General features: G+C 53.3%; 10 protein-coding genes and 1 riboswitch. All 10 genes read left to right on the forward strand.

Going from position 1 to position 14,476, the window contains the following annotated elements; all coding sequences use genetic code 11:
* Positions 1-27 precede the first annotated feature (27 nt).
* The 10 genes from M2298_RS17760 to M2298_RS17805 all read left to right on the forward strand — a co-directional run bounded on the left by M2298_RS17760 (position 28) and on the right by M2298_RS17805 (position 14,467).
* Positions 28-3,069, forward strand: a complete 3,042-nt coding sequence (locus M2298_RS17760) for an Ig-like domain-containing protein (RefSeq protein WP_173597249.1) — start codon at positions 28-30, stop codon at positions 3,067-3,069.
* Between the two features lie 39 nt (positions 3,070-3,108).
* Positions 3,109-4,263: an NHL domain-containing protein gene (locus M2298_RS17765; protein WP_173597250.1), complete on the forward strand. Its 1,155-nt coding sequence runs from the start codon at positions 3,109-3,111 to the stop codon at positions 4,261-4,263.
* A 198-nt stretch (positions 4,264-4,461) separates the two neighbouring features.
* The gene (locus M2298_RS17770; RefSeq protein WP_173598949.1) at positions 4,462-4,887 is read left to right on the forward strand and encodes a hypothetical protein; all 426 of its coding nucleotides are present in this window, start codon (positions 4,462-4,464) and stop codon (positions 4,885-4,887) included.
* Positions 4,888-5,122: 235 nt separating this feature from the next.
* Positions 5,123-6,091 carry an ABC transporter substrate-binding protein gene (locus tag M2298_RS17775; RefSeq protein WP_280648806.1) on the forward strand — a complete coding sequence of 323 codons (969 nt, stop codon included), beginning with the start codon at positions 5,123-5,125 and terminating at the stop codon, positions 6,089-6,091.
* A gap of 153 nt (positions 6,092-6,244) precedes the next feature.
* A complete protein-coding gene (locus M2298_RS17780) occupies positions 6,245-7,249 on the forward strand; it encodes a FecCD family ABC transporter permease (protein ID WP_242775218.1) in 1,005 nt (334 codons plus the stop codon).
* A 47-nt stretch (positions 7,250-7,296) separates the two neighbouring features.
* Complete coding sequence (locus M2298_RS17785; RefSeq protein ID WP_280648829.1) at positions 7,297-8,262, forward strand: FecCD family ABC transporter permease; 966 nt, start codon at positions 7,297-7,299, stop codon at positions 8,260-8,262.
* A gap of 242 nt (positions 8,263-8,504) precedes the next feature.
* On the forward strand, positions 8,505-11,180 hold the full coding sequence (locus M2298_RS17790; RefSeq protein WP_217022026.1) for a YhgE/Pip domain-containing protein: 2,676 nt from the start codon (positions 8,505-8,507) through the stop codon (positions 11,178-11,180).
* A gap of 120 nt (positions 11,181-11,300) precedes the next feature.
* Positions 11,301-11,499, forward strand: a riboswitch (cobalamin riboswitch).
* Between the two features lie 153 nt (positions 11,500-11,652).
* Positions 11,653-11,898, forward strand: a complete 246-nt coding sequence (locus tag M2298_RS17795) for a hypothetical protein (RefSeq protein ID WP_122962338.1) — start codon at positions 11,653-11,655, stop codon at positions 11,896-11,898.
* Positions 11,888-12,997, forward strand: coding sequence for a citrate synthase (gene mmgD / locus M2298_RS17800; protein WP_122962339.1), 1,110 nt, complete (start codon positions 11,888-11,890; stop codon positions 12,995-12,997). The genes M2298_RS17795 and mmgD overlap by 11 nt, the downstream gene beginning before the upstream one ends.
* A 39-nt stretch (positions 12,998-13,036) precedes the next feature.
* The gene (locus tag M2298_RS17805) at positions 13,037-14,467 is read left to right on the forward strand and encodes a bifunctional 2-methylcitrate dehydratase/aconitate hydratase (RefSeq protein WP_370641115.1); all 1,431 of its coding nucleotides are present in this window, start codon (positions 13,037-13,039) and stop codon (positions 14,465-14,467) included.
* Positions 14,468-14,476 lie beyond the last annotated feature (9 nt).

The raw sequence follows: 14,476 nt of genomic DNA on the forward strand, positions 1-14,476 counted from the left end.
CAAAACGTGAGAGGTGAGTGACAAGTGATGGATCAGCCGATCAAACAACCTGTCGGGCTGGCAAAAGTGTTGACGGTCCTTGGCATGCTCTGTTTCCTCCTGCTGGGAATGGCTGCAGGGACAGAGGCAGAGACGGCCCGGGTAGCCAAGGTCGAGCAAGTGACAGGGACTGTGATGGTGAAAAAGGCAGGCGGCACGAAAGAGTACAAAGCGTTCAAAAGCATGAGCCTGAACAAAGGGGATCAAATATCGACAGGCCCCAAATCAAGTGTAGTGCTCTCCATTGTGGATCGCGATGATGAGATTACCGTCAACGAAAATACGATCATCTCGCTGGCGAAGCTGCAAGAGGCGGCAAATGGCAAGCAAACGAGCGTCCAGGTGACATCTGGTTCAGCGTACATCAAAGTAAAATCGCTGACGAAGCAATCCGATGAATTTTCCATCCAGACGCCGACTGCGATCATGGGAGTGAGAGGGACACAGTTGCAGGTGAGTGTCGACCCGCTGACAGGGAAAAGCAGTGTTTTTGTGGCAGCAGGGAAAGTCCAGGCAGAAAATCGTACGGACAGCAAGCAGGTCATGGTGTACCCGTTGATGCAGCTGTCCATGTTCGATGGAGGCAAGCAACAGCCGCCAGCTTCCCAGGTCGCTTTTATTCGACCGGAGGATCTGCTCAATAAGATGTCGCCTGCGCTGCTGGAAGCGATGATTCGCAACAAGGCGATGATGGATCAGGAAAACGATGAGTGGATCGAGCAAATGAAGCGGCATTTGACTGACAAAGCAGCAACAGGAGAGCTTCCGGGCCTTCCGTTGAATGAACAAAGGGATTTGGAAGAATACGCAAATAACATGAACGTCTGGCTGAATAACTTGGTCAAAGAAGCTCTGGCAAACAACAAGGTGTCAGAGAGCGATATCCGCGATCTGGTCAATCAAGTCAACAAGGATTTGCAGCGGAAAATTGAACTGAGCGGGAACGTTCCTCCGGTCGAGTGGAGCGAACTGCAGCAGCAAGAAGCACGAAACAAGCTGCTGGAATTGGAGCGGGAACGGCAACGAAAAGCGCTGGAAGAACAAAAGCAGCGCAATGCTGCTAGAGAAAACATTTTGCAGAAAATCCAGGAAGAGCAGGAGCGCCTTGAAAAGCTGAGGGAAGCAGCGCGTCAGCAGGAACTGGACAAGCTGAAAAATAGCATACCGACGGTTCCGACAGGATCAGGTACAGGAACTTCCGGAGGCGGAGGCAGTTCTGGCTCAAGTGGCTCCGGTTCGGGAGGTTCCGGCGGTTCTGGCGGCAAGGACAAGGACCCGGGAAAAATCGTGCGCATCGCTGATCTGGAAGAAACGATTCGCGCAGGAGTCAGCTATCATTTGCCCGGTACGGTCCTGGCTCAAATGGAAGATGGCACAAAAAACAAAGTTTCTGTGACGTGGGAGCAAACGACAATCCATACCGACAAGACGGGAAGCTTCTCTTTTATCGGGAAAGTGAGCGATTACAAAAACGACGTCCGTCTCCTTCTCCACATCTATGCGCCGTTTGGGAAACCAGTCAAGCTGCACAGTGGAACCATGTTGTTCGACAAAGGCTTCGAGCTGGATATGGGAGCCAATCCACTGCCGGAACAGGCAACGGTAACGATTCGAGAAGTGAAGCAGGAAAGTGCGTTGGAACAGGCTGGTCTTGTCCTCAGCTTTGCCTTTGAAGGGATTGAAGTGAAGCAGCCTGTCACATTGTCTTATCCGTTGAAGGCACGAGAGAGCGGGGAGGACGTCGGCGTTTTTTACAAGCGCTCAGATGACCGTTGGGAATACGTGCACGGAACCAGCGTAGTTGATGGCCGGGTCATTGCCAGTGTGGAGCATTTCTCCACGTACGGCGTGTTCCATGCTCCACAGGCAGCGCCAGTGCTTGCTTCGCCAGAGGCGGGATTGGTGGACGGAAATCCTGATATTACACTACAGACAAATACGCCGGGTGCAACCATCTACTATAAAAATGGCGGTCGCTATGAGCGCTACGAGCCGGGTTCGACCATTCATCTGACCACAGGAGCGGTAGAGGCTTATGCCACCGCTGACAACATGCGGGACAGCGAGGTGGCGAGATATGCCTATACCACGGTGTCAGCGAGCGTAAAAGACAGTCAGCATGTCGAGCTTACTTTTTCTGAACCGATTCAAAACGGCTCGGAAGCTGGCGTTACTTTGCAAAATGGCCGATTCTACCGTTTTGACATCCCGGCAGTGAACGGCTCGCAAACGTTGGCAGTCGCAAGTGGAACGCAAATTTCAGATCACACCGTTCTGTTGACGCTGGCAAGCGATACTTCGACGATGCTGCAAAATCGTTATGTCGTGAAGTTTTACGACGAGTCTGGCAGCTATGCGGCGCAGAGCAATTCGTTTTTGCTCGGCTACGTGCCCGAGCAGCCCAGACCACAGCCAGAGCCGGAAGTTGGCACCATCGATATTGATATCGGCCAGGACGGATGGGTTTATATCAGATGGGATCAGGTGCAAGATGCAGTAAAATATGAAATTTGCCTGACGGACAATGCGTGCGAGACGCTTTTGCAGCCCGCAGGTCCAGGTCAGCTGGAGTATGAGTTCAAGGACTTCTCGTATCGCCAAAAGTATACGGTGGACGTGACCGCTTACAATGCGCGCAACCAGGTTATTGCCAAAGGAAGAGACTTTTTCAGAGTAGTAGCCGAACCGGAATATATGAACGTAGGAGCAACAGCCACCGGATCATCGGTCAGAGTCACCTGGAATGAGGTGAGCGACACGGTTAAGTATTCGGTTTGCCTGGAAGATACGTGCGAGGAAGTTAGCAATAGTCAGGAATACACCTTCGCCAATGTGTCAGCAGGGAGCTATGAAGTAAAAGTAAGGGCATTTGATGAGTTCGATCAGGTGGTAGGCAGGGGATATGCAGATGTCACCGTGGAAGAGCCGGGCCCAGGTCCGATTCCACCGCCGCCGCCACCTGTCGAGCCAGGTCCAAGCCCGCTCGTTCAGCTCATTCAAAACAGGCCGCTGTTCAGCCAGCTTTTCTAGCAGAGATCATCGAACAGCGGACAAGGAGGGACTTTCGCATTGATACGTAAAAAGCGAAGCATATCGAAGGCAGCTGTGTTGGGCGTGTTTGCTCTGGCTGTATGGGCAGGTGCTGTCCCGGCATTTGCGGCGACAACAGAACCTGCCCCCGTGGCAGACAAAAAGATCGTAGCTGGCTCAGGACAAACGGGCGATGAAAACGGTGCCGCCCTGTCCGCATCGTTTCGCGAACCGTCGGGGATTGTCGTCTTGCCCGACGGCGCCGCCTATATCGCGGACTCCGCAAACCACAGCATTCGCAAGCTGGCTGCCGGACTCGTATCCGATTACGCCGGGCTGACGGTATCCCGCGATGCAAAAGGCTTGCCGGAAGGAATGTGGCTCGATGGCCCACTGAATCAATCGATGTTTCAACAGCCTCAAGGCATGGCAGCAGATGCACAAGGAAACCTGTACATCGCAGATACCGGCAACCATGTCATCCGCAAAATCACCACGCAGGGGACGGTCGCGACGCTTGCCGGGGATGGCGTGCAAGGACACCAGGATGGGACAGGAAAAGCAGCGCGTTTCTACTCCCCTGGCGATCTCGCTGTCGCTGCTGACGGAACGATTTACGTGGCAGATACGTTAAACCATGCGATTCGCAAAATTACCGCGGATGGCAAAGTGACGACCTTGAACAGTCTGTCAGAGCGGATTGTGCAACTTGCCCCGGGATATGTGGAACGAGCGGGTGATTTTCGCGACGGAAAGCTGAAAGAAGCCAAGTTCAATGAGCCAACCGGAATCGCCATCGATGGACAAGGCAATCTGTACGTGAGCGACACGGGCAACCAACGGATTCGCTATATCGATCTGAAAAACGGGACGGTAGCTACCGTAGCGGGAGCTGCCACGCTGACTTATCCGCAAGACAGCCTGTACGCAGAGGGAGGTCAGGGAGATGGCGCAGCAAGTTCCGCCCAATTCCAGTTCCCAAAAGGCATCTCAGTAACGGCCGAGGGTGGACTGGTAATCGCCGATAGCCGCAACCATGCGATTCGCTACTTGCATAATGGCAAGGTCACTACGCTGGCTTCCTCGTTTGATCAGCCAGTCGATGTTGCAGCAACAGGGCAAGGGAGCATCTGGGTAACAGATTCCTCCGCCCAGACCATTTTTCAGGTGAGCCTTCCGCCGCAGAGCAAATAGACGTAACGCTTGCAACGACCTCTGATTCATAGAGGTCGTTTTTCTTTTTCAAAAAATCTACGTCTACAGGCGAAAGAACTCCCTGCACAGGTAGAGGAGGGCAAGCTTGATTATTACTATCAAAAGTAACCCCCTGCTACCGTCACTCACCTGTACAAATGACTGCAAAACAAAATGAGCTGAGAAAGGGAGAGGAAAATGGAAATCAAACAAATGGACGGGCAGCCGATTTACAAAGCTGTCGCTGCTACGACCGTAGACGTTCACCAATTCACGCAAGAGCTGGATGGCATTTTGGCAGCGCAAAAGCCTTTCGGGTTGATGATGGTCAAGCCTAGGGAAGCTGGCGAGGAACGCAATCAGGAGGCAGACCGCGAGTTCAGGAACACCATGGCAAAGTGGCTAAAAGCAAACAAGCCGAAAATGAGCACGTATTGCGTCGGTCTGGCGACGATTGCCTCGAACGAAGCGGAATGGCAAAAGTACGCCGAGTCAGCAGCGAAAATGACCAGCAGCATATACGGCTGCCCGGGAGCCATGTACCTGGAGGAAAATGAAGCGGCGGCCTGGTTGCAAGAGCAGATCAACTACTACGCGACCAAATGGAAGCTGAACGAATTTTAACAAAGAAGTGCCGTGAAAGCTTGTCTTGAAAAAGACAAGCTTTTTGCTGTTTGCAGACAAGCATGCCCTGGTCTGTGGGCGCAGCTTTGCCGTAAACAAAATGACGTTAATTATCGCAATGAACTTAAAAACGTTAATCAGCACAATATTTATTTTGAAAATAGCGGTTGTTACAATAAACCCGTCCTTCATCAATAATAATTCTCATTATCATCAAGAGGGGGTAAACAAAGAAATGAGCAAAAAAAGCAGATTCAGACAGTGGGGGCATCTCGCTTGGAGTCTTGCCCTGGCATGCGCGGTCGTCCTGACCGGATGCGGCAGCAGCGAGACAAAAAATCAGGCTGCCAGCCAGGACAGCGCACAAGCTGCACAAAAACGGACAATCAAGCATGAGCTTGGAGAAACCGAGATCACCGGAGAGCCGAAACGTGTCGTGGCACTGGAGTTTTCTTTTGTCGATGCGTTGTGGGAGTTGGGTGTAACCCCTGTGGGCATTGCTCACGAAAAAGAAACCGATGTAGAGGGACTGCTCGGACAAAAGATCGAATACACGTCTGTCGGCACGCGCCAGCAGCCGAATCTTGAAGTCATCAGTACGTTGAAGCCTGACTTGATCATCGGCGATTTGAACCGCCACAAGGACATTTACAAGGAGCTGCAAAAAATCGCTCCGACAATCATCCTGAAAAGCCGCAATTCGACTTACCAGGAAAACTTGAGCTCATTCACTGCAATCGGGGAAGCGCTGAACAAGCAAAAAGAAGCCGAGCAGCGCCTGGTCAAGCATAAGGCTGTCATCGACGAGCTGAAAAAGAACATTCCTGCCGGAGATTCCCGCACCGTGATGCTCGGCGTGTTCCGTGCAGACTCGCTTTCGGCACACGGAGCCAAATCGTTTGACGGTGAATTGCTGGAAATGGTCGGGATCAAAAACGCCATTCAGGATGCAGCAGAACCGACCGTGAAAATCAGCCTGGAGCAAATGGTGCAGTGGGACCCGGACGTCATTTTCCTCGTGGAAGCTGACGATGCGCTGCTCTCGGAATGGAAGCAAAACCCGCTGTGGAACAACATCACCGCCGTGAAAAACAAAGAAGTGTACCAAGTGAACCGCGATCTGTGGACGCGTTACCGCGGCTTGAAATCGGCGGAAAAAATCGTCACAGAGGCCAGCGAGATTTTGTACAGCAAGAAGAAGTAAAGGAAGCATGACACATGGAAAGGAAAGGGGCCGGATTGCGATCTGGTCTTTTTCTGTTTGGTTCTGATGAGAACGCATGAGGCTGCCAGAGCTTCGCAATGGCGCTGCCAAGCCTTCCATGGATCGCGTGCGCAGGAGGTGCTTACTAGCTTGATGACCATGAGACGAACGAATAAACGTTCCCTCGTTCAGACGTGTATTTGCCTGACAGTGCTGCTCGCTATCGGATTATGGCTCAGCCTGTTTACGGGTGTAGCCGCGATTCCGCTTCAGACCGTCCTCAAGCAGTGGAGCTTGGCGGAACCGTCCAAGGAGCTGCTCATTTTTCAAACGATTCGCCTGCCGCGAGCCGTTCTGGGAGCGTTGATCGGAGCGAATCTCGCCGTAGCCGGAGCGTTGATGCAAGCCATTACCCGCAATCCGCTCGCTTCGCCGCAAGTTTTTGGCGTCAATGCCGGAGCGTCGCTTGTCGTCGTCCTGGCGATCCTTTTTTTGCCTAGCATCGGTTCGGCAAACTTGATTTACTTCGCTTTTGCCGGAGCGATCCTCGGGGGCTTCACTGTGCTGGGGTTTGCCTCTTCCAGAGGAATGACCAACTTGAAGATTGCGCTGGTCGGGATGGCGGTACATCTGCTGCTGACCTCCATTACAAAAGGATTGATCATTTACAATGAGCACATTTCCGACGTCATGTTTTGGCTGTCCGGCTCGATCAGCGGAGCGACTTGGGCGGATGTCCGAATGATTTTGCCCTGGTCTGTGCTTGGGCTGGCGCTTGCAGCGGGCTTGGCCGGGTCATTGTCGGTCTTTCGGCTCGGCGAGGAAGTAGCGATGGGCTTGGGGCAAAAAATAGGGGTCGTGCGGCTATTGGCTTGTGCAGCTATTGTAATACTGGGCGGAGCGTCAGTAGCTGTCGCGGGGGCTGTCGGGTTTATCGGGCTGATGATCCCGCACATTGCCAGAAAGCTGGTCGGCACGGATTATCGCGCGGTCATTTTTGCCTCTGCCTGGGGCGGGGCTGTTTTGGTGACGTACTCGGATGTTGTCGCCCGCTTGATTTCGTTCCCGTTTGAGTCGCCGGTCGGGATTGTGACCGCTTTGCTCGGCACGCCCTTTTTTCTTTACTTGGCGCGAAAAAAAGGGAGGGAGCTGGTGTGAAGGTGGATACAACAGCAGCGAGCAGCAAACGGAGTTCGCGTAAAGCCATCGCTCTGTTTGCCCTGGCAGCGGTGACGATTGTGGCGGCGTTTCTTGGCATGAGTGTCGGTTCTGTTTACGTTGCTCCCGGCCAGATCGTGGCGATTTGGACCGGAGAGTCGTCCTCGCTGTCGTTCATCGTGGAAAACTACCGCTTGCCAAGGGCGATTCTGGCGATTTTGGCGGGAGCGGGCTTCGCGATTTCCGGAGTGATTTTGCAAGGGATGATTCGCAACCCGCTTGCTTCCCCGGATGTGATCGGAGTAACAAAAGGAGCGGGCTTGTTCGCCGTAGCGATTATTTTATTTTTCCCCCATGCATCTCCGCTCGTGCTTCCGCTGTTCGCCTTTCTGGGGGCGTTGGCCGTTGCGCTTGCCCTGATCGCGTTTGCCAGAAAGAGCGGGGCGCAGCCGAGTACATTTGCGCTCGTCGGTCTGGGGGTAGGTGCGGTTTGCCAGGCATTGACGGAATTTGTTCTGGTGAAATACCCGATGCAAGCCAACGATTCGCTCGTATGGCTGGCGGGAAGCTTGTGGGGAAAAGGCTGGGATGAAATATACGGCTTGCTGCCCTGGCTTTGTGTCCTGATTCCTGCCGCTTTCGCCTTGCATCGGCAACTGGATATTATCAGCCTGGACGAGCACAGCTCTACGGGGCTTGGCCTTAGGGTCAGCCAGTCCCGCTACGGATTGTTGCTGCTCGCAGTCGCATTGGCAGGCGCTTGCGTCGCTGCGATTGGCTCCATCGGTTTTATCGGGCTGCTCGCTCCGCAAATAGCGCGCAAGCTGTTTGGCAACCAGCACCGGATTTTGTTGCCGGGAGCGGCGATCATCGGGGCGCTGATTTTGCTCATCGCAGACGCGATCGGGCGGGGAGTGAATCCGCCAGTCGAGATTCCCGCGGGAATTTTGACAGCGCTGATCGGTGTGCCCTACTTTTTGTACCTGGTGCGGGTGGAAAAGAAGCGAACATAGCACATGCAGGCAAAAATAACCCAAGAGGAGCCGTCTGTCTTGCGAAATTAGCAAAACAGGCGGTTTTTTCGCTCTATGCGCCGCTGCCTGATCGCCAAAAGGCACAGCCCGCAAAATCATAAAATGACGGACAGGGGCCAATGCTACTATTGGCAGCTTCCTTCCCGCTAATTTCCTTTTATGGTAGACTGTCATGTAAGTGTTTGACGCCCTTCATTCCTAATTAATCAGGTGGTACACACATGCGCTCTATATGGCAGATTTACAAGACGGACTGGATCAATATTTTCAAAGTACCGACGGGGATTTTCCTGATCATCGCGATCATCCTGCTTCCTTGCCTGTACGACTGGGTGAACATCAAGTCAGTCTGGGACCCGTACGCCAATACCCAAGGGGTAAAGGTTGCGGTGACGAGCGAAGACAAGGGCGCGACAGTGATGGACAAAGAGATCAATATCGGGGAAGAGCTGCTAAAAAGCTTGCAGCACAATGAAAAGCTGGGCTGGACGTTCGTGACGAAGGAAGAAGCCGAACGCGGCGTGGATCGCGGCGATTATTACGCCAGCATCCTGATTCCCGCCGACTTTTCCGAAAAGATTACCGGAATCGTCAATGGTCGGCTGGACAGGCCCGAAGTCATTTATACCGTCAACGAAAAAGTGAATGCCGTGGCTCCGAAAATCACCTCTTCAGGTGTATCGGCGATTGCCAAGCAGATCAACGAGAGCTTCACGGAAGCGGTCAGCGAAGCGCTTTTGACCAAGCTGACGGAGATTGGCGTGAAGCTGGAGGAGCAGTTGCCGACCATTCGCAAGATCGAGAGCGGCATTTTCGAACTGGAAAGCAAGCTCCCGGAGATTCATGCGGCAGGTCAGAAAGTGTTGGAGATCGAAAAAAAGCTGCCGGACATTCATGAAAAAGCGCAAATCATCCCGGAAGTGGAGAAGCGCATCCCCGAGATTAACCAGGCGGCCGATGCTCTTTTGAAGATTCAGCAAAACTGGCCGCGCATCAACGACGCTGCTTCCGCCGTCATCGCGATGGAAGAAAAGCTGCCGATGATCGATCAGGCGGTCGGGCGCATCGTCGAGCTGGACCAAAACTTCGGCAAAGTGACCAATGCGGTGACTACGGCCACGCAAAAGGCCAGTCAGGCAATTGAGATTGTTTCGGCGGCACAAAATGCCTTGCCGCGCATCGGAGAATTGGCTGACAAGGGAGTCGATTTTGCCGATCGGCTCAATCAATTTTTCACGGCGCATGACGGCGCTTTTGAAACAATCGCTCCGCTCATCAAGCAAAATCTCATTTTGGCTCAGCAGGCGTCCGATGCGCTTGTGCAACTGACAGACAGGCTGCTGCAAATCAATCCCGAACGGTTGCCTACAGCTGCCGAAGTGCAGGCTGTGTCTGACAAGCTAGGCAAAGCTGCGCGTATCGTCGAACACACCTCTGCGCTGGTCGACAAGCTGAACCGCTACATTCCGGGGCAGCCGCTGACGCCTTTTTCCGAGCGGCTCCATAAGCTGGAAGAGAAAATGCATCGGCAAATCGAGATTCTCGATACGATAGCGAAAGCGTTGGCAGACGGGAAAAAGCCCGCAAGAGACTTGATCGAGAGTCTGAATCAGTTGGCGAAAAACACGAGTGCGGAGCTGGGAGACATCCTGGCGCGCTACGATAGCGAAATCGTTCCGAAAATCGCCGAGGGCATCGAAAAGCTGAAAACAGTCGTGGGCGATTCCGCCGAACTGCTGCAAAAAGCAAAAGACAAGCTGCCGGATATCGAGGCGATTTTGAAAGAGACAAAAGCCGGACTGGAGCTGGGGCTGGCCGAACTGAAACGAATCGAGCAGGAGCTGCCGCAGATTCAGGCGCGGGTCCATGAACTGGCGCAAACGTTGCAAAGCAAGTCCGAAGCGTTTGCCAAAGCGATCCACACGGCAGCGCCGTTCCTCAAGCAGCATTTGCCAGAAATCAAGCAAAAGCTCGACCAGGCGGCTGGCTTCATCCAAAACGATTTGCCGCAAGCCGAGGCGGAGCTGACCAAGCTGGCTGACTTTGTCCGCAACAAGCTGCCTGAGGTGGAGAACGGCGTCCACCGGGTAGCCGAGCTGGTGCGCGATGATCTGCCCAAGCTGGAGAGTGCGATTGCGCAAGCGGCGGACAAGCTGAGAGAGGTCGAGGCGAACAATCACTTTGCCGATCTCGCCAAGCTGCTGCGCGGGGATATCAAGCGAGAGAGCGAGTTTTTGGCAAGTCCGGTGCAGATCAAGGAAAACCGCAAATATCCGATTCCGAACTACGGTTCGGCGATGTCGCCTTTTTACGGAGTATTGTCGCTATGGGTAGGAGCGACCTTGCTGATTTCTTTGCTCAAACCAGACCCGGAGAACCCGGACGGACGCTACAAGCCGTACCAGCTGTACCTTGGCCGCCTGGGCACATTCGTGACAATCGGGCTGTTCCAGGCACTGTGTATTACGCTCGGTGACTTTTACATTTTGGAAGCGTATGTGGCTGACAAAGTTCCGTTTGTCCTTTTCGCGATGCTCGTCAGTATGGTGTTCGTGACGATCACGTATACGCTGTTGTCGGTATTCGGCAATGTCGGCAAGGGTATCGCGATCATTTTCATGGTCTTCCAGTTTTCCAGCTCCGGGGGCACGTTCCCGATCAGCATGACGGCGCCTTTTTTCCAGGCACTCAATCCGTTTATGCCGTTCACCTACGCGATCAGTTTGTTGCGTGAAGGGGTCGGGGGCGTCCTCTGGGAGACGGCGATTCGGGATATTCTCATGCTGTGCGGCTTCATCGGCATCAGTCTGTTTATTGCGCTGGCTTTGAAACGACCGCTGAGCGGGCTGATTCAAAAATCGATGGAAAACGCGAAGAAAACGAAGATCATCGGGTAATCCGCTCGGCCATGATGCCAGCCTGTCAGTAGATGGGCTGGCATCATGGCCGTAATATCCAATATTTAGCAAAGAAAAGAATTGTTAATTTTCAAAATAACTGATATATTGAGAGCAAACTTCATACGTGTACAAACAGGTGCAGATAAATTCAACACTTTTATCTGCTTAAAAGGGAAGTTCGGTTCGAATCCGACGCTGTCCCGCAACTGTAATTGGGAGCGATTCGAAGATACCACTGTTTTCGCCAGCCGAAAATGGGAAGGTTCGAAAAGCGATGATCATAAGCCAGGAGACCTGCCTGTTTGAGCGCAACATCAATACCTACGAGGATAGGGGGTGTTAAGTGCGAGATGGATAGGCGTGTTTTTGATTTTCACAATCAGCATGCTTGTTTCGGTATTCATTCGCCTCTTAACAACTTCTGCGGAAGTTGTTTTTTTGTGCGGATTTTCAGGAGGGTACGTGACGGATGAGTGATTTTTTGTTTGGAACGGTGGAGTATTTCACCAACGATTTTCAGGCGTGCATTATGAACAACTTGACGATAGAGAACCCGAGCGCGATCAAAGCGCATTACGCGAAATTAAAAGCAGAGGTCATCAGGCGAGCAGAAAATCAGGCAGATCAAGAAAAGCTTTTGCACAATCTCGACAAGGCTTATCAACGTCTAAAGGTCAACTTAATCGGGGCGGAGGATGAAGAGAATGGGAGCTGAAGAAAAGTTTTTTCCAGGTCTGGAAGGTGTGGTCGCTGCGGAAACGAGCATTTCCTTTTTGGATACGAAGCAAGGGGAAATCGTCATCAAAGGGTACGATTTGATCGAGCTGTCCAAAGCGCATCGTTACTTGGATATCGTCCATCTTTTGCTGGAAGAATCGTTGCCGAACGAACAGCAAAAGCGCGAAGTGGAAGAAAAGCTGAAAGCCGAGTACGACATACCGAACCAAGTATTCGACATGCTCAAGCTGCTGCCGGAAAAAACGCATCCGATGGACGGCTTGCGCACCGGGCTTTCTGCGCTTGCCGGATACGACAGCCAACTGGACAACTGCACGGCGCAAGCCAACAAGGAGCGGGCTTACAAGCTGCTGGGCAAAGTGCCGAACATCGTCGCCAACAGCTACCGCGTGATTCAAAAGGAAGCGCTGATCGCGCCGCTGCCGGAGCTGTCGTACAGTGCGAATTTCCTGTACATGATCACGGGCAAAATCCCGTCCGACTTTGAAGAAGCCATCTTCGACCGTTCGCTTGTTTTGTACAGCGAGCATGAGATGCCTAATTCGACGTTTACGGCACGCGTCATTGCCTCGACGATGTCGGATTTGTACGGGGCGTTGACCGGGGCGGTCGCTTCCTTGAAAGGGAACTTGCACGGCGGCGCGAACGAAGCGGTGATGCACATGCTGCTTGAGGCAGGCTCGGTCAAGGAGTTTGAAGCTTTGCTGGAGTCCAAGCTGGCCAACAAGGCGCGGATCATGGGCTTCGGGCACCGCGTGTACATGAAAAAGATCGACCCGCGCGCACTGATGATGAAGGACGCCCTGAAACAATTGTGTGATGCAAAAGGCGACGACTTGCTGTACCAGATGTGCGAGGCAGGCGAAAAAATCATGGAGCGCGAGAAGGGCATTTACCCGAATCTGGACTACTACGCCGCTCCGGTTTACTGGATGCTGGGGATTCCGATTCCGCTGTACACACCGATCTTTTTCAGCGCAAGAACAGTGGGGCTGTGCGCACACGTCATCGAGCAGCATAGCCACAACCGCCTTTTCCGTCCACGGGTCAACTACATCGGCCAACGCCACGCCTAAATCCAATCCAAGCAGAAAGGAATGAGTCGCTTGTTGAAAATGAATGATCGCACCAAAACAGACCAGTTGCTGGAGGAGATCGCAGACTATGTGCTGACGAAGGAGATTACGAGCGAGGAGGCGTTCCAGACCGCGCGCTACGTACTGTTGGACACGCTCGGATGCGGCATTTTGGCCTTGTCCTATCCCGAGTGCACGAAGCTTTTGGGGCCAATCGTCCCGGGCACAGTCGTTCCGAACGGCAGCCGTGTTCCCGGCACAGCGTATGTGCTTGATCCTGTGCGCGGAGCGTTCAACATCGGATGCATGATTCGCTGGCTCGACTACAACGATACGTGGCTGGCAGCCGAGTGGGGACATCCGTCCGACAACCTGGGAGGCATTTTGGCTGTAGCCGACTATGTGAGCCGTGTGCGCCTGGCAGAAGGAAAAGAACCGCTCGTCGTGCGCGATGTTTTGGAAATGATGGTGAAGGCGCACGAGATTCAGGGAGTGCTCGCGCTGGAAAACAGCTTGAACCGCGTGGGGCTTGATCACGTCCTGTTCGTCAAAATCGCCACGACTGCGGTCGTGACGAAGCTGCTGGGCGGGGGCCGGGAAGAGATCATTAACGCCTTGTCCAACGCATGGATCGACAATTCGAGCCTGCGCACTTATCGTCACGCACCGAATACGGGATCGCGCAAGTCATGGGCTGCGGGAGACGCGACCAGCCGGGGCGTGCATCTGGCATTGATGGCGCTAAAAGGCGAAATGGGCTACCCGTCCGCACTGTCTGCGCCAGGCTGGGGATTCCAGGACGTTTTGTTCAACAAAAAAGAACTGAAGCTCGCTCGACCGCTCGACTCCTACGTGATGGAGCACGTGCTGTTCAAAGTATCGTATCCGGCAGAGTTCCACGCCCAAACCGCAGCAGAGTGCGCCGTAACGCTGCACCCGCAAGTCATCGACCGACTGGAAGAGATCGATTCCATCACGATTACGACTCATGAATCGGCTATCCGGATTATCGACAAGGTCGGCCCGCTGCACAATCCGGCTGACCGTGACCACTGCCTGCAATACATTACCGCCATTGCTCTGCTCAAAGGAACGATTACAGCGGAGCATTACGAAGACGAAACCGCCAGCGACCCGAGAATAGACAGTCTGCGCGCGAAAATGAAGGTGATCGAGAACAAGCAGTACACGTACGATTACCTCGATCCGAACAAGCGCTCAATCGCAAATGCGGTACAGATTCACTTCAAGGATGGAACGAAGACGGAGAACGTCGAGTGCGAATATCCGCTCGGACACCGTTTCCGCCGTCAGGAAGCGATTCCGAAGATCGAGGAAAAGTTTTCGGATACATTGCGTACCCATTTCCCAGCCGGGCAGCAGCGCAAAATCGAGCAAGTCTGCTTTGACCACGAACAATTGGGGCAGATGCGCGTGAACGAGTTTATGAATCTGTTTTTGATTGGATAAGGAGGCGTT

Source organism: Brevibacillus sp. 1238 (assembly GCF_029892995.1).
Classification (GTDB): Bacteria; Bacillota; Bacilli; order Brevibacillales; family Brevibacillaceae; genus Brevibacillus; species Brevibacillus parabrevis.

Excerpts from the sequence above, each read along its gene's own strand:
- M2298_RS17760 (WP_173597249.1), top strand. The coding sequence starts at position 28 with ATGGATCAGCCGATCAAACAACCTGTCGGGCTGGCAAAAGTGTTGACG.
- M2298_RS17790 (WP_217022026.1), top strand. The coding sequence starts at position 8,505 with ATGCGCTCTATATGGCAGATTTACAAGACGGACTGGATCAATATTTTC.
- M2298_RS17775 (WP_280648806.1), top strand. The coding sequence starts at position 5,123 with ATGAGCAAAAAAAGCAGATTCAGACAGTGGGGGCATCTCGCTTGGAGT.
- M2298_RS17795 (WP_122962338.1), top strand. The coding sequence starts at position 11,653 with ATGAGTGATTTTTTGTTTGGAACGGTGGAGTATTTCACCAACGATTTT.
- M2298_RS17780 (WP_242775218.1), top strand. The coding sequence starts at position 6,245 with ATGACCATGAGACGAACGAATAAACGTTCCCTCGTTCAGACGTGTATT.
- mmgD (WP_122962339.1), top strand. The coding sequence starts at position 11,888 with ATGGGAGCTGAAGAAAAGTTTTTTCCAGGTCTGGAAGGTGTGGTCGCT.
- M2298_RS17770 (WP_173598949.1), top strand. The coding sequence starts at position 4,462 with ATGGAAATCAAACAAATGGACGGGCAGCCGATTTACAAAGCTGTCGCT.
- M2298_RS17805 (WP_370641115.1), top strand. The coding sequence starts at position 13,037 with ATGAATGATCGCACCAAAACAGACCAGTTGCTGGAGGAGATCGCAGAC.